This is a genomic window from Pseudomonas sp. E102 (assembly GCF_052660185.1).
In genome coordinates this window covers 2,241,477-2,261,577 of sequence record NZ_CP084025.1, presented here as the reverse complement: position 1 = coordinate 2,261,577, position 20,101 = coordinate 2,241,477, and the positions used below count along the sequence as shown (strand labels likewise).

General features: G+C 63.0%; 9 protein-coding genes. 4 read left to right on the top strand and 5 right to left on the bottom strand.

The window, feature by feature from the left end; all coding sequences use genetic code 11:
- Positions 1–73 precede the first annotated feature (73 nt).
- The 3 genes from DOCECA_RS10120 to DOCECA_RS10110 are packed head-to-tail and all read left to right on the top strand — an operon-like array spanning position 74 to position 2,870.
- On the top strand, positions 74–1,096 hold the full coding sequence (locus DOCECA_RS10120) for a Gfo/Idh/MocA family oxidoreductase (protein WP_420763729.1): 1,023 nt from the start codon (positions 74–76) through the stop codon (positions 1,094–1,096).
- Positions 1,093–1,884 (top strand): TIM barrel protein, encoded by a 792-nt coding sequence (locus tag DOCECA_RS10115; RefSeq protein ID WP_434647729.1) that lies wholly within the window; start codon positions 1,093–1,095, stop codon positions 1,882–1,884. The genes DOCECA_RS10120 and DOCECA_RS10115 overlap by 4 nt, the downstream gene beginning before the upstream one ends.
- 59 nt (positions 1,885–1,943) lie before the next feature.
- A complete protein-coding gene (locus DOCECA_RS10110) occupies positions 1,944–2,870 on the top strand; it encodes a sugar ABC transporter substrate-binding protein (protein ID WP_420763727.1) in 927 nt (308 codons plus the stop codon).
- 154 nt (positions 2,871–3,024) lie between these two features.
- On the opposite strand, the gene DOCECA_RS10105 is transcribed toward DOCECA_RS10110, so the two are convergent.
- Both DOCECA_RS10105 and DOCECA_RS10100 read right to left on the bottom strand, forming a co-directional pair.
- Positions 3,025–4,455 (bottom strand): diaminobutyrate--2-oxoglutarate transaminase, encoded by a 1,431-nt coding sequence (locus DOCECA_RS10105; RefSeq protein WP_420763726.1) that lies wholly within the window; start codon positions 4,453–4,455, stop codon positions 3,025–3,027.
- A gap of 48 nt (positions 4,456–4,503) precedes the next feature.
- Positions 4,504–4,707, bottom strand: a complete 204-nt coding sequence (locus DOCECA_RS10100) for an MbtH family protein (RefSeq protein ID WP_420763725.1) — start codon at positions 4,705–4,707, stop codon at positions 4,504–4,506.
- A 199-nt stretch (positions 4,708–4,906) separates the two neighbouring features.
- Here DOCECA_RS10100 and fhuF point away from each other — a divergent pair, with 199 nt between their 5' ends.
- Complete coding sequence (gene fhuF / locus DOCECA_RS10095) at positions 4,907–5,635, top strand: siderophore-iron reductase FhuF (RefSeq protein ID WP_434606037.1); 729 nt, start codon at positions 4,907–4,909, stop codon at positions 5,633–5,635.
- An 18-nt stretch (positions 5,636–5,653) separates the two neighbouring features.
- On the opposite strand, the gene DOCECA_RS10090 is transcribed toward fhuF, so the two are convergent.
- The 3 genes from DOCECA_RS10090 to DOCECA_RS10080 are packed head-to-tail and all read right to left on the bottom strand — an operon-like array spanning position 5,654 to position 20,090.
- On the bottom strand, positions 5,654–7,297 hold the full coding sequence (locus DOCECA_RS10090; RefSeq protein WP_420763723.1) for a cyclic peptide export ABC transporter: 1,644 nt from the start codon (positions 7,295–7,297) through the stop codon (positions 5,654–5,656).
- A complete protein-coding gene (locus DOCECA_RS10085) occupies positions 7,294–11,076 on the bottom strand; it encodes a non-ribosomal peptide synthetase (protein ID WP_445571904.1) in 3,783 nt (1,260 codons plus the stop codon). Before DOCECA_RS10085 ends, DOCECA_RS10090 begins: the two co-directional genes overlap by 4 nt.
- On the bottom strand, positions 11,073–20,090 hold the full coding sequence (locus DOCECA_RS10080; RefSeq protein WP_445571903.1) for an amino acid adenylation domain-containing protein: 9,018 nt from the start codon (positions 20,088–20,090) through the stop codon (positions 11,073–11,075). Before DOCECA_RS10080 ends, DOCECA_RS10085 begins: the two co-directional genes overlap by 4 nt.
- Positions 20,091–20,101: the final 11 nt, after the last annotated feature.

The window sequence follows — 20,101 nt, the reverse complement described above, 5'->3', positions numbered from 1 at the left end:
ACAATTGGCACAGCCCTTGCTCCCGGCAATGCACCGACAACGAGTCGCGAACAACAATAAAAGGGAGTCTCTTATGGGTACGTCAAAAACCGTCCGCCTGGGTCTTATCGGTGCGGGTCGCATGGGCAGCTTTCACGGCCTGACCGCCGCTCGCCACATCCCCGGCGCATACCTTGCCGCCATTGCCGATCCAACCCCCGGCCAGGCCGAGCGCCTAGCGGCAGAACTGGGCGCAGGGAAGGTTCATACCGATCCACAACAGTTGCTGAATGACCCGGATATCGACGCGGTGCTGATCGCCGCGCCAGCTCGCAGCCACGCCGAACTGGTGATCAGCGCGGCGCAGGCGGGCAAAAGCGTTTTCTGCGAAAAACCCATGGCCGTCACGCTGGAGGAAGCCGATCGGGCCATTGCCGCCGCTGCCGATGCGAGGGTGACGCTGCAAGTCGGCTTCAACCGGCGCTTCGCCAAGAGCTTCCGCACCGCGCACCTGGACGTGGTCGCCGGCCGAATCGGCACGCCACAGCTTCTGCGTTCGCTGACCCGCGACCCGGCGCTGAACAATCCCGCCGCCTCGCCGCAATGGGTCATTTTCCTGGAGACGCTGATCCACGACTTCGACACCCTGCGCTACCTCAATCCGGGTGCCGAAGCGGTCGAGGTGTTCGTCATGGCCGACGCGTTGATCGCGCCGGACTTCAAACACAAAGGGTTCCTCGACACGGCGGTGGTCACGATCCGATTCGACAACGGCGCCATCGCCACGGCCGAGGCCAACTTCCAGGCGGTCTACGGCTACGACGTCCGCGGCGAAGTGTTCGGCAGCGCCGGCATGCTGACCATGGGCAGCGTCAACGACAGCGACTTGCTGCGCTACCTGGCAAGTGGCGTCCAGGCCGATACCCAGCGCATGGACACCGACTTGCTGCGTGACGCCTACGTGACCGAGCTCAATCACTTCGTCAATTGCGTACGCAGCGGTGAAAAGCCCCTAGCCAGCGGTGAGGACGCCCGGGCCGCGCTGGCGATTGCCCGTGCCTGTATCGAGTCTTTCCAGCAAGGCAAAGCGGTGCGTGTCCAAGGGCCGCTGTCATGAGTCTCGTACCGTTCAAGCTGGCGGTCAGCGCGGAGATGGTGTTCCTCGACCTGCCCTTTATCGAACGCGTCAAACGCATCCATGCGCTGGGCTTCAGCGTCGAGATATGGAACTGGACGACCAAGGACATCCCCGCCCTCGCCGCGACGGGCGCTGACTTTACCTCGATGACCGGCTACATCACGGGCAACCTCACCGACCCCGAGGACATCCGGCAACTGCTGGACAGTGCCCAGGAATCCTTGGGTGTCGCCGCGCAATTGAATTGCCCGAGCCTGAACCTGCACGGCACCGGCCTGGGGGACCAGGGTTTGCCGGTCAAACCCGTGACCCAGGCCACCGGCCGCATGTGGTTGAGCGCCTGCAAGACCCTGGAAAAAATCGCCCGCCTGGGGGAAGACGCCGGCCGTGTGTTCCTGCTGGAAAACCTCAACACCGAAGTCGACCATCCGGGCACGCCTTTCGCTCGCGCCGACGACACCCTGGCGCTGATCGAAGCCGTAGGCAGCCCGCATCTGAAAATGAACCTGGACCTCTATCATGCGCAGATCGGCGAAGGAAACCTGACCGAACTGATCCAGCGCGCCGGCGGCGCCATCGGTGAAATCCAAGTCGCCGATGTGCCTGGCCGCATGGAGCCCGGCACTGGCGAAATCAATTATCCGGCGATTGCCAGGGCGTTGTCCGGCATGGGATACAGCGGTGTAGTCGGCCTCGAAGGTTGGGCCAGCGGAGACAGCGAGCGGGCGCTTGAGCGATTCAGGCGGGCCTTCACGCTGGATGGGTAAGGCCCGTGCAGAACATTTATTGATGACGTTCACTCCATAACAACAAAAGGAAAACCATCATGCGTCGTTGCACACTGCTGTTCGCCACGCTGCTCCTGCTCTTCAGCCAATGGGCCGCCGCCGACTATCGCATCGGCGTCAGCATCGCCAGGGTCGACGATAACTTCATGACCTATGTGCGTAACGGCCTGGACGAGGCCGCCAAGAAGGACAACGTCCAGATCCAGTTCGAGGACGCCCAGGGCGATGTGGTTCGCCAGCTCAACCAGGTCCAGGGCTTCATCAACCAGAAAGTGGACGCGGTCATCGTCCTGCCGGTCGACACCTCCGCCACCGCCAATATCACCCGTGCCGCAGTCGAGGCGAAGACGCCACTGGTCTACGTCAATCGGCACCCGGACGAGCGTACGCTGCCCAAAGGGGTGGTCACGGTGGCGTCCAATGACATCGAGGCTGGCCAATTGCAGATGCGTTACCTCGCCGAAAAGCTCGGTGGCAAAGGCAACCTGGCGATCATCATGGGTGACCTCGCGCAAAACGCTACCCACGACCGCACCGAAGGGGTCAAGCAAGTGCTCAAGGACTTTCCCGGCATCAAGATCGTCGAGCAGCAGAGTGCCGAGTGGCAACGCAACAAGAGCATGGACCTGACCAGCAACTGGTTGCTCGCCGGCAGCCGGTTCGATGCCATCGTCGCCAACAATGACGAGATGGCCATCGGTGCGGCCATGGCCTTGCAACAATCCGGCAAGGCCAAGGGCGAGGTTGCGATTGTCGGAATTGACGGCTTGCCGGACGGCCTGGCGGCGATCAAGCGCGGGATGCTAGTCGCCTCGGTATTCCAGGACCCTAAGGCCCAGGCGACCAGCGCGGTGCAGGCAGCCATCAAGATGATCAAGGGCGAGCCGGTCGAGACAGAAGTCTGGGTGCCCTTCCAGTTGATCAAGCCTGAACAACTGGCGGTGTTCGAGCAGCGTTACAAGTAGCAGTAATCACCTGAGAAAAATGATGGCTCCGTGGCGAGGGAGCTTGCTCCCGCTCGGTTGCGTAGCAGCCGCAAGATTTTGGGGCCGCTGCGCCCGAAGCGTCGGACCGACCCAGCGGGAGCAAGCTCCCTCGCCACGAGTGAACAGCGCTGGATCAAGCGATGTGCAACGCTCGGCCCTTGGTCTCGGCGAGGGCGTTGTTCAATGCAACACGGAACAGTTCGACCAGCACATCAATCTCGTCGGCCTGGATGATCAGCGGCGGCAGGAATCGCACCACGGCGCCGTGACGCCCGCCCAGTTCCAGGATGACACCCAGGCGCAGGCATTGGCGCTGGATGGCCTGGGCCAATGCGGTGTCCGCCGGAGGAACACGGCTGTCGCTCGGGGTGTCGCTGACGACTTCCACGCCCACCATCAACCCCCGACCGCGCACCTGGCCCAGGCAAGGGTAGTCGCCCTGCAACTGGCGCAGTTGCTCCATCAGGCGCTGCCCCATGGCATCGGCATGTTCTGGCAGGTTTTCGCTGATGATATGGCGCAATGTCGCGGCACCTGCAGCCATCGCCATCTGGTTGCCACGGAACGTGCCGGCATGGGAACCGGGCTTCCAGGTGTCCAGCTCTTCGCGATAGACCATCACCGCCAGTGGCAGGCCGCCACCGATGGCTTTGGACAGCACCAGAATGTCTGGCTCGATATCGGCATGCTGGAAAGCGAACAGCTTGCCGGTACGACCCAGGCCGGTCTGCACTTCGTCGATGATCAGGGCCACGCCGTACTTGCGAGTCAATTGGCGCAAGCCCTGGAGCCAGCGTACCGGTGCCGGGATCACCCCGCCCTCGCCCTGCACCACCTCCACGACCACTGCCGCCGGCGGCAACACGCCCGATTCCGGGTCGCTCAGCAGTTGTTCGATGAAGTGCAGCCCGGCATCGATGCCAGCTTCACCACCGATGCCGAACGGACAACGGTAGTCGTAAGGGTACGGCAGGAATTGCACGTCGGCCATCAGCGAGCCCAGCGCCTGTTTCGGCCCCAGGTTGCCCATCAGGCTCAATGTCCCCAGGGTCATGCCATGATAGCCGCCGGAGAACGTCAGGATCGGCTTACGCCCGGTGGCGATTCTCGCCAGTTTCAGGGCCGCCTCGATGCCATCTGCACCCGTCGGCCCGCAAAACTGTATGCGCGCGTGACGCGCGAAGTTTTCCGGCATGGCATTGAAAAGGTCCTCGACAAAGCGATCCTTGACCGGCGTCGTCAGGTCCAGGGTGTGCAAGGGCAAGCCGGAATCGAGCGTCTGGCGCATCGCCGCAATGGCCACCGGGTGGTTATGGCCCAGCGCCAAGGTTCCCGCGCCGGCGAGACAGTCCATGAACAATTGCCCCTGCGTGTCGCGAACATAAAGGCCGTGAGCCTCTTGCAGGGCCAGCGGGATGCGTCGCGGGTATGAACGCGCATTCGATTCCCGGGCCGCCTGGCGTTGCAGGTACGGATTGGTATTCAGTTCGCGAGGCGCCTGTTGGCGGAACTGCTCCAGCGTGAAGGTGGCGCTGGATGATGAGCGGGGCTGGACACTTTCCATTTTGACTCCCTGAGATGAGAACGCTGTCGTGGGCGATCAGCCCTGTCCTTATGCCTGCATTGCCTGGCGCAGGCTCAGTGGGCGCATGTCGGTCCAGACTTTCTCGATGTAGGCCAGGCACTCTTCCTTGCTGCCCTGCATGTCTACGGTGCGCCAGCCATCGGGCACACTGCGGTAGTCCGGCCAGATCGAGTACTGCTCCTCTTCGTTGACGACAACCAGAAACCGCGTATCCGGGCTATCCAAACTCATTGCTTGCTCCTTGACTGGCATGACGGGAAAGATCGCTACGATACAATACTAATAGTATCGATTCTCATTGATATTTTATAAATCTTACATGGCTTGCCTGCTTCAACACCCACGAGCAGTCGCAAGACGGTGGTGCGCTGTTTATACTTCGCCCCTTCTGGACGATAACGTCTCTCAATTCGCGGTCACGGATGAGTCAATGATTCCCAGCCTTGCTCCGCTGTTCACCGGGCCGCTCGCGGCCTTCGAAGAAAAACTGCAACTGCGCAGCCACTCGCCCACCGTTCTGTCGGTGGAACTGTTCTTCCAGCGCGAGACGTTCAGTCAGTTCGTCGACGAGCTGCTGGCGCGCTACAAGACCGATGAACGCCTGGCCCTGGTGTCGCTGTGGTCCAAGTGGTATTTCAGTACCTTCCTCGCGCCGGTGATGGGCGCCAACCTGTTGCTGCAACGGGACCTGCCAGTCGCTCTGAACGATGTTGGGTTGAAACTCGGCGACGACGCCAGGCCACAGGCCTTACATGTTCGCGACGCCGGGCAACCACTGCCCGAATGCACAGCCTTTGAACGGTTCCATACGCTGGTCGAACAACACCTGGAACCGGTCATCGACACGCTGGCCAGTGTCAGCCGCGCATCGCCCCGCTTGTTCTGGAGCAATGCCGGCAACACCTTCGAATTCGTCACCACGCGGATCGACCTGCATCCGCTGGCCAATCCCGAGAGCACCCTGCCCGCCCGGCAAATCCTCACTGCCCGCCTGCGCCCCGATGGTCGGCGCAACCCGCTGTTCGCCCCCGTGCGTTACCACGATATCGGCGAGGAAGAGCCGCAGCGCCTGCGGCGAATCTGCTGCATTCGGTATCGCCTTCCCAGCGTCGGCTATTGCAGCAGTTGCCCCCTCGATGAATGCAAGCGGCAGCATTGAAGCGTCTGATCGCGCCGATCATTTTGCCAATTGAAAGGGATTCTCCGTCGCCCGGTCGTAATCGACGAGGTGGCCGTAGTCGAGACGATAGACCCGGTCCGCCACGTCGAAATAACGGTCGTCATGAGTGATCGCGATGACCGTCTTGCCGGCCGCTTTGAGCTCGGGCAGCAATTCGTTGTAGAACACATGGCGGAACACCGGGTCCTGGTCGGCCGCCCACTCGTCCAGCAGGAACACTTCACGGCCTTCCATCATCAGCAACAGTAAGGCCAGGCGCTTGCGCTGGCCCTGGGACAACGCGGTGGTGGACAGGCGTCCAGCGGCGAATTCAACCTTGTGGGCCAGCCCCAGGCGCTCCAGATAATGGTCCACCCGAGCCTCCAGCCCTTCATGGTCGCCCGCCTCGCCCAACACATCGGCGAACAGATAGAAGTCGGCAAAGATCGCGGCGAAGTGCTCGCGATGCCATTCGCTGGTGCTGGCATCGAGCACCACGCCGTTGAGTGAAACTTCCCCGCAAGCGGGCACATAGAGCCCGGTCAGCAGCTTGGCCAGGGTCGACTTGCCACTGCCGTTGCCCCCCACAATGAAGATCAACTCGCCGCGCCGGATCGTCAGGTCGATCGGTCCCAATTCAAAGGCAAATTCCTCGTTCTTGCCGGCATACCGGTAATGCACGTTCGACAGACGCAGATCACGAAACGGCTGCGCTGCTTGCGCGGACGCCTTGAACTCTACCGTCTCGCCCAGTGCCAGGGCATCAATGGCCTGTAAAGCGACATGACCACGAATGACAGCGGGAATAGCGTCGAGGATCATCGAGATCGGCGTGCGCAGGAACATGATCGCCAAGACGTAGCCCACCACCACCTGCTGGCTCAGCAATCCCAGCCCCTGGCCGAGGAAAAACAGCGTGCCGATCAGCACGAACACCAGCAACGTCGTCCAGTTCAGGTTGACGGCCCATAAGGTGTCAGCGCGTACCGATGCGTCCAGCGACGCCCGGGCGATGGGTTCGAGCTTGCGTTGATAGAGCAAATGCCGACGCTCCCGGCTCAGGCCCAGTTCGCAACGCCCCTGGATGGCGGCTTCGAACTGCTCGGTGAGTTGGTCGTCCTGCTGCCGGACCGCCTGCATCAAGGTCTTGACCTTGCGCCCGAGCAGCACGTCGAGGCCGACGCCAGCGGCGATCACTGCCAGCGTCAGGCCGAAGAACGGCAGGCTCAACCACGCCATATAGGCCAGCCCCGCCAACAGCAGCAAGCCGTTGTACAAGGAAATCGGCAATTGCTTGAAGGCCGTGGCGACGGTGGTCACGTCCTTGGTCAGGGCGTTGTAGATGCGTGGGCTGCCCAACCGTTCGATGCGTTCCAGCGCGGTGCCCAGCACCTTGCCCACCAGCCGCAAGCGCAGCTGGTACACCAGCCGATGGCCGATCTGCACCAGCAGCCATTGCGCGGTGACCCCGCTGATGAACAACAGCACCAGCAGGCCACCGAACAGCAGCAAGCCCTGGCCGAGGTCATTGAGACCTTGTTCCAGGCAGCGGTTGATGTAGCCGATCAGGCCGATACTGGTGGCCGCGCTCAGGGCACTGCTCAGCACCGCTAGGAAAATGCGCCATCGCGCGTTGTGCAGCAGTTCTCTCAATAACATCATGGGACCGACACCACCTTGGCAGAGGTTTGCAACAGTAAAGGCAGCAGGTTTTCGACCAGTCGCGGCTCGCCGAGCATCTCATGATGCCCCACGTCCAGCGTCCACTGGCTAACCGGTTGGCGCGCGTGGACTTGCCATTGTGCGCGCAAGTCGCCGTGGGCATTGCCGCGCCACAACCAGACTGGCACGTCAACGGTTGGCAAGGCCTGCTCGTACAAACGGGTCTTGATCGCGCGATATCGCGCCATCAGCGCCAGCAGTTCACCATCCGCCGCTTTCCATTGCAGGTGCCCGCGCACCTGTTCATCGTCGAGCAGCCGGGCGACACCCTCGGCATAGTCGAGGCCGGCCAACAGGCCCGTCAACCGTTCCCGTAGCGACTCGCCGATCGGCTGGCCGTGGCTGCGGCAATAAAACGCGAAATCGGCAATCAACTGGCCCGCTTCGTCGCCCTCGCCGGCCAGGCTGCGCTGAGCATCGTGATCGAGCAACACCAGGCCTTCGACGCTGAAGCCGCTGGCTTGCAGATGCGGCACCAGCAACAAGGCCAGGCGCGCGGCCAGGCTCCAGCCCAACAACACCATCGGTCGCTGTTTGAGCTGGACCGGGATACTCGCCACGTATTGCTGCAACAGCGCATCCATATCGCCGTGGGCCCAGTCATTTTCAAGGGCGGCCAGGCCAAAGACGGCCACTTCGCCGCGCAGGTTTTCCACTAGCGGCTGGTAAGCCTGCAGGTGCCCTTGCGCACCATGCACCGCCAGCAAGGCCGGTGCGTGCGGATCGGCGTCGCTCAAGATCTTAAAGGGGCCGCTGCCGATATCGTCCAGGTCCTGCACCAGATCACGCACCGTATGCCGCTCGAACAACAGATTGGTCGGCAGGTTGAGGCCCAACCGTTCACGGATCAGCGACACCACTTTGATCGCCGCCAGCGAATGCCCGCCAACGTTGAAGAAATTGTCCGTTACGCCGAGGTCATCGACCCCCAGCACGTCACACCAGATCGCAAGGACCACCGTCTCCAGCTCCCCCTCCGGCTTCACCCGCGTATTCTGCAATCGCTGCCGGGCCCGTTCGAGCAGGTGCTTACGATCGAGCTTGCCGTTGCTGTTCAGAGGCATGGCCTTCAACGCAAAGATTCCGCTGGGCAGCATGTAATCCGGCAATTGACGAGCCAAGCTGGCGCGCAACGGATCCGTCCCCTGGAACTGAACATCGTCCGTGACTACAAATGCCAGCAACCGCCCGAGATCGCCTTCGCCATCCAGCAGCACAGCGGCTTGCAAGACGCCCGGCTGGGCGAGCATCGCCTGCTCGACCTCCGCCAGCTCAAGGCGAAACCCACGAATTTTCACCTGCTGGTCATTGCGCCCCAGAATGCGCAGGGCCCCATCGGCCTGGCGTAAGACCAAGTCACCGGTGCGGTACAGGCGATTGCCGCTGGCAGGATCTACACCGAAGGCCTCGCCACCGACATTGCCGACGTATCCCCTGCCGACACTGGCGCCACTGATGTACAACTCGCCAGCCTGGCCGGGCGGCACTGGCCGTTGCTGCTCGTCAAGCAGATGAATACGGTTGGCACCCAACACTTGATTCAACGCACAACCAGTCACGCCCTGCGCAAGATCAATGGCTCGCCACAACACCCCGACGGTGGTTTCGGTCGGGCCATAGTGGTTATACAGTCGGCAGGCCGGCTCGGCCTGGGCCAAGCGTGTCAGCAACGCCTCGCCAATCGGTTCCCCGCCCAATACCAGCACCTGGCGAGGCAGTACGCCGACGGCTTGCTCGCCCATCAAGGCTTCGAGGTGCGATGGGACGATTTTCAGCACGTCGAGGGGATAACGCCTTAGCTCCTCGGCAAAGGCCTGGGCGTCGGTCACCGTCGACTGCGCCAGCACATGCACACAACCGCCCTGCAGCCACGCCGGGAACAACACGGTATTGCCCAGGTCCGCGAGCAGCGACGACACCAACCCATAATGCCCGCCCTCGGGCAGTTGCAGTGCACGGGTTACTTGGGTGACGTAATGGCGCAATTGCCCTTGTTCGATCTGCACCCCTTTTGGCTTGCCGCTGGTGCCCGAGGTGTAGAGCACGTAGGCCAGGTCTTGCGCGGTGCCGGAGTGCGATGTAGCTGACACAAGCCCGTTGCTTGCCTGGGACCAGCACAGCGTCCGGGCCGACGTGTCAGGCAAGAGGCCCTCCAAGTGCAGGAGTAACGCAGGTTGGGCGTCATCCAGTACCGCAGCCAGCCGCAGCGGCGGCTGTTGGGGATCCAAAGGCAGATACGCGGCACCGACCTTGAAACAAGCGAGCATCGCAACCAGCATCTGCGCGCCGCGTGGCAGATACAGCCCCACCACGTCGCCGCGGCCCACGCCCGCCTGATCCAGGCTGCCGGCGACGCGGTCACTCAAGGCATCGAGTTCAGCGTATGAGAGAAATTGGTCGGCATACCGCAGCGCCGGGCGATCCGGGTGTGCCTGGGCGTGCCGGCGCAGGGCAACGATGATGTCAAGGTCCGCTCCGAGGTCAGGACGCGGCGAGGACACCAGCGACTCCTCGGGCAGACACGCATCCATGCCATCGATAAGCTCATTGGGCGACTGCATCAGTTGGCCGAGCCAATGCTTGACACGCTTGAGCAGCGCCTGCATCTGCTCCTCGCGATACACCCCGCAATCATACGCCAACGCCAGCTCGCCATTGCCCTGGGTGTGGAGGGTCAACTGAAGTTGCAGCTCGATCGGCGTGTCAAACGAGAGCCACTGCAACGCGTCCGGTTGCGGCACTTGCAGAACCTGCAATCCTGCCTGGAAACTGGCTCGCCACTCTGGCAACAACTGCGCCTGGCCGACGTATTCCTGCCAGTCGACGGCACTCTCCAGTTGCCGGGCCATTTGCCGGGCCAGGTTGACCAGGGTGCTGTGCTCGGACATTTGCATCACCATCGGCAACGTCTGTTCGAACACACCAAACGCGCCGGTCAGTTCCTCGTAGTTATCTCGAGGGTCATGCTGCAAACCCAGTTGGCCCTGCCGTTGGCCATTGAGCCTGCCGAGCAATGATCCCCAGGCCGCCAAGACCAACTGCTCCTCAGCGATACCTTCCTGCTCGGCCAGGGCGGTCAGCCCCGTCACCTCGCTTTGCGCCAACTCCTGACGGACGACGGCATGACGGCCACTGGCGATGCCATAACGTTCGACCAGGCGCATGCCCGGGATGTCCTGCAAGGCCAGGTTGCGCCAGAACTGTGCGCCCTGCTCAGCGTCTTCATCCAGTTGCAGGCCGTTGATCCACTCGAGGTAGTCCACGTACTGCATGGGCTCGTCATCCAGCGGCGCGGCGCGGCCCAGCAAATGCTCGCGCAACTGGACCAGGCTGCGCGCGTCCAGCGAGTAGGCCGGGACCGCCAGCAACAATTGATCATCGAGCAGCCAAGCCAGCACGTCGGGCTGTTCGGCCTGGCAGCGACGCCGCGCCTCTTCCAGCCAATCCTGCTCATCGTGACCGTCGGTTGCGCGCCCCTGGCGCCAGTCAAGGCGCAATGCCTGAGGTTCGATCACCCTTTGGCGCAGCCCGGTGGCGCCCAGTGGCCGCTCATAGCGCAAGCGCAGCGCTTGATGCTGCGCCAGGCTGTCGCGCAAGCGTTGCTCGACGATGCCTTCGGGAACGCCTGTCAGCACCATGCGCACCCAGCGCCAGGCGTGTGGGTTGGCCTGGGCCAGTTGTTTCTGCTGGGGTGAAAGCGTGAGTCCAAGGTCCATCATGGGGTCAACTCTTCAAGTGTCTCTTCGGTCTGCGCCGGCGCGGCCATGACTTGGTGGCGGGCATAGATTTCCCCCATGGCGACGACGATTTTGCGCTCGCCCTCGAACGGATCCCGAGCATGGGCCGCTAGCATGTTATCGAGCATCACCACGTCGCCCTGTTGCCAGTCGAAGCGCACGGCACAACGGTCGTAGGCGGCATTGATGGCATCGATAGCCGCTGGTTCGAGCTCCGAGCCGTCCCCATAAAACACTTGCCTGGGCATTGCCGATTCGCCGTCGCGCAGGAATTGCTCGCGAACATCCTCATCGAGCAATGCCGGGTGGTACAGCTGGATCTGGTTGAAGAAGCTTTCTTCGCCCGTCAACGGGTGCAGGATCACCGCCGGGCACACCTGCCGGGTGTGCAGGTCATTGGCGCCGCGCCACTGGAACTCGATGTTGCTCTCACGACAGATCCGCTCGACGTCGGCTCGGTCCTCGGTCTGGAAGAAGTGCTGCCAACTAACGTCCAGGCTGGTGCTGAAATTGCGCACGTACATTAGTTGTTTGCTTCGTAGGTTCGCCTGCAACCACGTCGGCAATTCGCGGTAGACCTGGCGACTGTCAACGATTGGCGTCGCGCCCCCGGACGTCGCGGGCGTCTCGCAGTAGAACCACTGCCGACGTGGCCAGCGGTGCTGATGCGCGCTTTCGTTATGGAACAGGATCATCCGGTCCTTGGGGTATGGCGTGGACTTGTAGATGTTCTTGCCGCCTTCCTCTTTCGGCAGGTCACCGTATTGCCCGTACAGCTGCGGGCACAGCGCCTGGCAGAACGCCTCGAAATCCGCCGGGGTCGGCAGGTCGAAGCCACGGAACAGGATGCCGCCATGCTCGCGTAACCAGTGCTCGACCTTGTCGCGGTTGGCTTGCGCCCAGATGGCCGGGGCCAGTTCGCGGTCACGCAACGAAACCAGCAACGGGAATGCCGAGTCCGCTCGTAGCGGCCGGGCCTCGATGGGCTCACGGGTAGCCGCCGATCCGCCCTGGCGCATCTTGCCCAATTTGCTCATTTTGCGTTGCAGCGGGTTGTCCGTGGACATTGCAGCAGCTCCCTTCACAGTCGGCATCAAGGTATCGATAGGGGTTTGCGGCGCGGCGAGCGCGCGCTCCAGCAGCAACTCGAAGGCATCGCGCAAGCGTTCGATGGTGGCCGGACGGAACAGGCTGGTGCGGTACACCCAGCGCAGGCTGAGCGCGTCGCGGTCTTCGCTGGCGAACAGCGCCATGTCGAACTTGGAGTGGTGCTGCTCGCCCGTCAATGGCTCGACCTGCAGATCGCCCAGTTGGCGCTGCTGACGCGGCGTGTTGTCGAGCACGAAGAGTGTCTGCAACAGTGGATGCACATTGGCCACCCGCGGCAATTCCAGGCATTCGACCACGCGTTCGAACGGCGTGTCCTGCCAGGCGAACGCTTGCAGGCATAACTCGCGGACTTGCATGGCCTGCTCATGGAAGCTCAGTTCCGGTTGCACGCGGATGCGCAAGGCCAGCAGGTTGACGAAGAAGCCGATCAGCGATTCGGTGGCCGGATGGTCGCGGTTCGCCACGTCCGTGCCAATCACCAGGTCGCGGCCTTGTGTCTCACGTTGCAGCACGGCTGCATAACACGTCAGCAGCACCATGAAAGGCGACGTGCCGCTGTCCTGGGCAAAGGTTTTCAACCGGCCCACCGTGGCGGGCGACAATTGGAAATCCACCGCCGCCCCGGCACCGCTATCTCGCTCCGGACGCGGGAAATCGAATGGCAATGGCACCTGCGCGGGAATCCCCGCCAGGGTCCTTCGCCAGAACTCCAAGCCTTCCCTTTGACGCAACTGGACCGCCGCCGAACCTTGCCAAACGGCGTAGTCGACGTATTGGATCGGCAGCGCTTCCTGGGTTGGCAGCACGCCGGTGCTGTAGGCCTCGTAACCTTCAATCAGCTCATCGACCAACACCGCGCCGGACCAACCGTCGGAGGCAATGTGGTGCATGACCATTTGCAGTACATGCTCCTGTTCGCCGAGGCGATACAGGACCACCCGAAGCGGCGCTTCGCTGCCGAGGTCGAACGGTCGCAGCGCCATGTCCCGGGCATTGATTGACCACTTCGATTCGCTCGACGGCAGGCGTTGCAAAGCCACCGCCAATTGCGGGTGGATTCGCTGGCGCAACTCGCCGCCGCACTGGTGATAGGTGGTGCGCAGGATGGCATGTCGATTCACCAACCGTTGCAACGAACGCTCCAGGGCCTGGTTATCCAGTTCCCCACGCAAGCGCACGTTGCTACTCATGTTGAAGCTGCTGTCGACCTCATCCAGTTGTTGCATCAACCAGACCCGTTGCTGCGCCGAGGACAAGGGTTGATCGATGCCTTGGTCAACCACCGGAATCGTCACCGACGCCAGATCCTGCTCAGCGGCGAGGCCCTCGATTCGCTCGGCCAGTCGCGCCAGCACCGGTGTTTCGAACAGCCAGCGCAATGGCACCTCGAAGCCCTGTTCCCGCAGGCGCCCGCGTACCTGGGCCGCCATCAGGGAGTGCCCGCCCAATTGGAAGAAATGTCCGTCGGGTGGGACGTCCCGCACGTTCAGCACCGAGGCCCAGATCTGCGCCAGCATCCCCTCGCCGGCCGACAGCGGGCGCCCGGTTGGTGGCGCGCTGCCGACAACCGATTGCAAGCGCGGCAGTTGTCTGCGATCGACCTTGCCATTGCTGTTGAGCGGCAGTTGCTCAAGCGCCTGCAGGTGCGTCGGCACCATGTAGACCGGCAAGCGCGCCTGCAAATAGTCTCGAACAGCTGCCTCACCAGGTGCATCGTCAGGATTCGCCACCCAGAATCCGGCCAACTGCTCGCCTTGCACGGCCACCACCGTTTGCAGCACTTGAGGATGGCTGAGCAGGACGGCTTCGATTTCCCCCAGTTCGATGCGATAGCCACGCAACTTGATCTGGTCGTCGGTGCGTCCGAGGTAGTACAGCTGGCCGTCGGGCTGCCAGCGCGCCAGATCGCCGGTGCGGTACAAGCGACCACCGTTACCGAACGGGTCGGCAATGAAGCGCTCTGCGGTCAGCCCCGGCTGCCCGGCATAACCCCGGGCCAGTCCGTCACCGGCGATATAGAGTTCACCGACGCAGCCTGGCGGCACTTCACACAGGTATTCATCGAGAACATGGCAACGGGTGTTGAGCAACGGCCGGCCTATCGGGGCGACGGGCAATTGAAGTGTGTCGACCGGCGTCTGGGTCGACCACACCGTGGTCTCGGTCGGGCCGTAGACATTGATCAAGCGCGCCACGTGCTGCTTCAGCTCGCTGGCCAGCTCCTTCGGCACCGCCTCGCCGCCGGCCAGGGCCACTCGCCCTTCCAACACCCGGCGGTCGCCTTGCAACAACATCGCCCAGGTAGCGGGCGTGGCCTGGATCAGGTCAACGGACCGTTCGTCAATCAAGCGTGCAAGCAGCAGCGGATCCTGGCGCTCGTCCTCGTCCGCCAGGACCACCGAGCCGCCACGCACCAGCGGCAGGCAGAGCTCCAGGCCACAGATGTCGAAAGTGACAGTGGTCAAGGCCAGGTAACGCTGCACGTTATCCAAGGGCAGCGCCTGCTCCATGGCGAGCAGGAAATTGGCAAAGTTGCCGCGGCTGATCTGCACGCCCTTGGGTTGCCCGGTCGACCCCGAGGTGTAGAGGGTGTAGGCCAGTTGCCCGAGGTGCGTCGCCAATCCAGGCGCCTGGGCGGGAAATTGCGCCAATGGCAGATCTGCCCACAGGCAAACACGTAGGTCGGCAGGCCAATCCCCTGTCGTCGAATCGCAAAGCAGCATATGCGGCTGCGCCCGGTTGAGCACTTGCGCCTGGCGGGCCGGTGGATGGGCGCGGTCGAGTGGCAAATAGGCGGCACCGGCCTTCTGGATGCCCAACATGCACACCAACAGGCGTTCATCCCGAGGCAGGCAGAAGGCAACCAACGATTCAGGCCCGACGCCCTGGGCCAGCAACCAATGAGCCAAGCGGTTAGCCTGGGCCTCCAGCGCGGCATAGCTCAATTGGCGGTCGGCGCAGTAGACGGCGATGCACTCGGGATGCACAGCGGCTTGCACTTCGAAACGCGTCACCCAATCCGCTTCGCCGTGCAAGGGCAACGACTTCCCGGCAGTCGCCAAAGTCGCAACCGAACGCAGCGGGATTTCCAGCAGGCGCGCATCAAGATCCTGGCCCGACAGGCTGGCGAGCAATGCCTGGTAATCCTCTACCAACCTGCGAGTGATGTCGGGCCGCAACAATGCGGTCGCGTATTCGACGATCAAACCGGTGCTGGCCTCGGCACCGCGACCCTGGGTGAACAGGTTGAACGTCAGGTCGAATTTGGCGCTCACCACGCCACCCGGCAGCGCCAAAGCCTGGGCACTGATGCCGGGCAGGTTCAGGCTGCGGGAATCCTGATGGTCGACCTGATAGTTGAACATCGTCTGGAACAGCGGCGTGCGATCCAGGCTGCGCTCTACATCCAGCACTTCCAATAACTGCTCGAACGGCAGCGATTGATGGGCCAGGTCCTCATTCAGCGTGCTGTTCAGGGCCTGGACGAATGCTTGCAGGCTCTGGCGGCCGTCGATCTGGACACGGTGGGCCAGGGTGTTGACGAACAACCCGACTAACGCCTGGCTCTGGACTGACTCACGCCCCGCCACCGGCAAGCCGATAGCGAAATCACTGCGCCCGCCGTGGCGCCAGAGCAGCAACTGATAGGCCGCGAAATACAGCACGAACGGCGTGACGCCTAGCGCCCTCGCCCGCGCCTCGACCGCAGTGTTCAGCGAACCGGGCAGCACATATTCGTCTCGCGCTCCACCGAACGCCTGCACCGCCGGCCGCGTGGATTGCTCAGGCAGCTCCAGCGGCTCGTTGCCCAGGCCTTCCAGGCGTTGTTGCCAATAGGCCAACGAATCCTTGCCATACGCGCCATCCAAGCGCTCTCGATGCGCCTTGATCAACGGCAGCAAAGCGCTTGCCGCCGGTAGGGTCTGATCTTGATAAAGCGCTGCCAGATCCTGGACCAGCACGCCCATCGACCAACCGTCCACGGCAATGTGGTGCACGTTGAACAGCAGGCGATAGTCGCCGGGCGCCACACAAAACACATCGATGGCCAGCAGCGGACCTCGCGTGAGATCGAACACCCGCCTGGCGGCACTGGCAATGGCCGCGTCCTGTTCCGAGTCACTCAGGGCGCCGATGTCATGGACGTTGAAGATCGGCGCAGTCGTATCGTCCAGCCGCTGCCAGACTTGCCCGTGCTCTTCGAAAAAACGGCAGCGCAGTGCGTCATGCCGGGTCACCAGCGCCTGACAGGCGCGTTGCAGGCGGGGCACATCCAGCTCGCCGCGCAAGGCCAACAGTTGGGTAACGTTGTAGGCGGTTTCAGCCGGGTCGAATTGCTGCATGAACCACACCCGTTGCTGGGCATGGGACAGAGCCTGCGGTTGCGCCGCGTCCTCGCACGGCGCCACGGCATCAGCGACCGGTGCGACGATCGGTGCGAGCACCTTGGCCAGTTGCCGAGGGGTCGGGTTTTCCAGCAATTGCCGGGGCATCAGGCGCAAGTCGGCCTGACGCAAGCGCGCGATCAACTGCAAGCTGAGGATCGAGTCGCCGCCCATGGCAAAGAAATCGGCGTCCGGCCCCAGGCCAGGTTGTCCAAGCAACTCGCGAAAAGCCGTCAGAACCGCAAGCAATGCCGGCTCGGCGCGGCAGTCGATGCACAGGGCCATGGCCGCCAGGGTCGGATGCTGCAACACGTCCCGCGGTTCCAGCTTGAGCCCTTCCCGGGATGCCAGGCCGATCAATTGCAGGCTGAGAATCGAATCCCCGCCCAGAGCGAAAAAATGGTCCGCGCGGCCAACTGGCGCGCAGCCGAGGATCTGGCACCACAGTTGCGCCAATCGTTGTTCGGTCGCTCCGCTGGGCTGCTCGGTGGCTTCGGCGGCCGGCTCATCGATCGTCGGCTCAGGCAATGCACGTCGGTCCAGCTTGCCATTGGCAGTCAGCGGCAAAGCGTCCAGCGCCAACCAATGGGCCGGCACCATGTGTTCCGGAAGTTGCCGCTTGGCCTCGGCTTGCAGCGCCGCCAGCGCTTGGGTGGTCATCGAGGGGCTGACATACGCCACCAGTTGCGTCCGCCCTTTTACTTCACAAGCCAGCACGGCGCCTTCGCGAACCTGAGGCTGGGCGTTGAGCCAGGCGCTGACTTCGCCCGGTTCGACGCGGAACCCGCGGATCTTAGCTTGATCGTCCTGACGTCCGAGAAACACCAGGCGCCCGTCGCGATCCAGGCGAACCCGGTCGCCGCTGCGATAAAAGCGTTGGCCCTGGGCCGTGACGCCGAACGCACGTGCTGTCAACTCAGGCTGGCCGAGATAGCCTTGGGCAACCTGGGGACCACCAATCAGCAGCTCACCGGCGACACCCAGCGGTACGCACCGATTTTGACCATCGACGATGCGCAACTCACAGCCGGACAGCGGCTGGCCCAGCGGCAGATACTGACCCGCTACGAACGCCTCGGAGTCCAGAATTTCACCGCAGACCACGCCGACAGTCGTTTCCGACGGGCCATAGTGATTGAAGATACGGAGTTGCGGCGCCAGTTCACGCACCTTGGCGAATAACGCCTGGTCGAACCCCTCGCCACCAAGAATCAACAGCTCCTTGGGCAACACGCGACGGGCGTCGTCCAACGCCAGCAAACCGCGCAGGTGCGAAGGGGCGATCTTCAGGCAATCCGCCGGATGTTGGTCGAGAAAATCGGCCCAGCCGGGCGGGTCGAAGGCCAACGACGCCGGTGGCAATACCAGCGTGTCGCCTGCGTTGAGCGCGGCGAAAACAGAGGTCAAGCCGAGGTCGGCGGCGACCGTTGCCAAGGTCGCCCAGCGGCTACCCGATTTGGCTTGCAAGCATTGACCGACGGCATTGGCGTAATGGGCGAGGTTGGCATGCGTGACCTGAACGCCTTTCGGCTGGCCGGTCGAGCCCGACGTGTAGATCAGGTAGGCAGGCAACTGAGGCTGGCTGAGGCTTTCGTACTGGTGGATGTTCGCGTTGAGAGACCAATCGTCGGCGCTCAGCACCAGGCATGGGATGCCCACGCCGGTCTCGGGTGCTTGCGCCAATGTCAGCCACAGGCTCGCGCCGCTGTCGTGCAACAGTTGTGCGAGTCGCCGGGCTGGTTGCGCCGGGTCGAGAAACAGACAGGTGGCGCCACGCTGCCAGCACGCCAGGGTCGCCAGCACTTGTTCGGCACAGCGCGGCATGCACAGCGCGACCACCTGACCCGGCCCAACGCCCTGCGCGGCCAGCCGTGCGGCCATCGAGCGACTGGCCGCGCCGAGCGTGGCGTAATCGATGCTCTGCCCCACACTGCACAACGCCACGGCATTCGGCGTGTGCGTGGCCCAATGCAGCACCTGCTGGTCCAACGGCAACGTGATCGCGCCCAGGACCGGGCCGCGCACTTCACTCGGCGTGGAAACCAGTTGCAGGTCCGACAACCGCCGCTGCGGATGAGCCGAGACCTCGTGGAAGATCGCCAGCAAGTCGTCGAGCATTTGCTCGACCGTGGCCGTGTCGAACAATTCGTCGCTGTATTCCAGTTCGCAACGCAGCCGCGCGTCGGCGGTACGGACCATGCGCAACGTCAAGTCGAAACGCGCGTGGCGTTGCGGCGGGTCGAGTACCTCCACCGCCACGCCGGGCAAGGCCAGGGTGCGGCTTTCGGGCAGATCGACCTGGACGAACATGACCTGGAACAACGGGCTCGAACGTGGACGTTCAAGGTTTTCGAGGACGTTTTCGAAGGGCAACTGCTGATGGTCGAACGCCGCCGCAACGGTGTCGCGGGTGCGCTGCAACGCGCTGCTGAAGTCCGGATTGCCTTGAAGGCGCTGGCGAATCACCAGGGTATTGAGTAACGGCCCGATCAACGATGCCAGTTCCGGACGGTCACGTTGGGCAATCGAGGTGCCCAGGCACAGATCAGTCTCGCCGCTATAGCGCGACAGCAGGCAGGTGAATGCCGTCAGGCCATAAATATACAACGTCACGCCATGATTGCGGATCGCGGTTTCGACTGCCGTGGTCAGTTGCGGCGGGAGCTCCCGGGTCAGGACCGCGCCACTGTGGCGACGTTGTGTGGGCGTGGGGCGCGGACGGTCCAGTGGCAACGCCATCGGCGCCGGTGCATCGGCCAGTTGGTCGCGCCAGAAATCGATATGCTGCCGGCAGCTATCGCTGTCCAGCCACTCACGTTCCCATGCGGCGTAATCGGCGTACTGGATACTCAGTTCAGCTAACGCGGCAGGCTCGTTCGAAGCGAGTGCCCGGTAAGCCTCGGCCAGTTCCAGGGTCAGTTGTTGGGCCGACCAGGCGTCATAGGCGACGTGGTGAATGGTGAAAAAAAGCCAGGTGCAATGCTCCTGGGCATCGCTGAATGCCTTCCAGCGCCAAGGCATCGACTGCGCCAGGTCGAAGGGCTCGGCGAGTTGGCGGGCATATTCATCGGCACACCATTGCTCGTGCTCGGATGCGGCGATGGTCAACCGTTCGACGCCCGGCAAGTGCACCTGTTGTGGCTCGCAATGGGGCTGCAGCTGTCCGCTGGTGTCAGGGCTGTAGCGCGTGCGCAGGATCTGGTGGCGGTCGACCACCTGCTGCATCGCCTGTTGCAAACGCGCGCCATCCAGGCGCCCATCGAAGCGCAGCACCGAGCACAGGTTATAAAGGGCCCGGCTGCTCAGGGCTTCAGCCGACAGGAAGCGCCGCTGCGCCTGCGCCAGCGGCCTGTGTTCGCCTTCGCCGAGCAGAGCGGGGACGATCGGCAGGCGCCAGCTGTCGATGCCCTTCTCGGACAGGCGTTGGCGAAAGACCTTTTTCTTCTCCGCGGGCAAGGATGCCAGCCGCTGCGCAATCTCCAGGAAAGCTTGTTGCGTCATCGTACTCATCC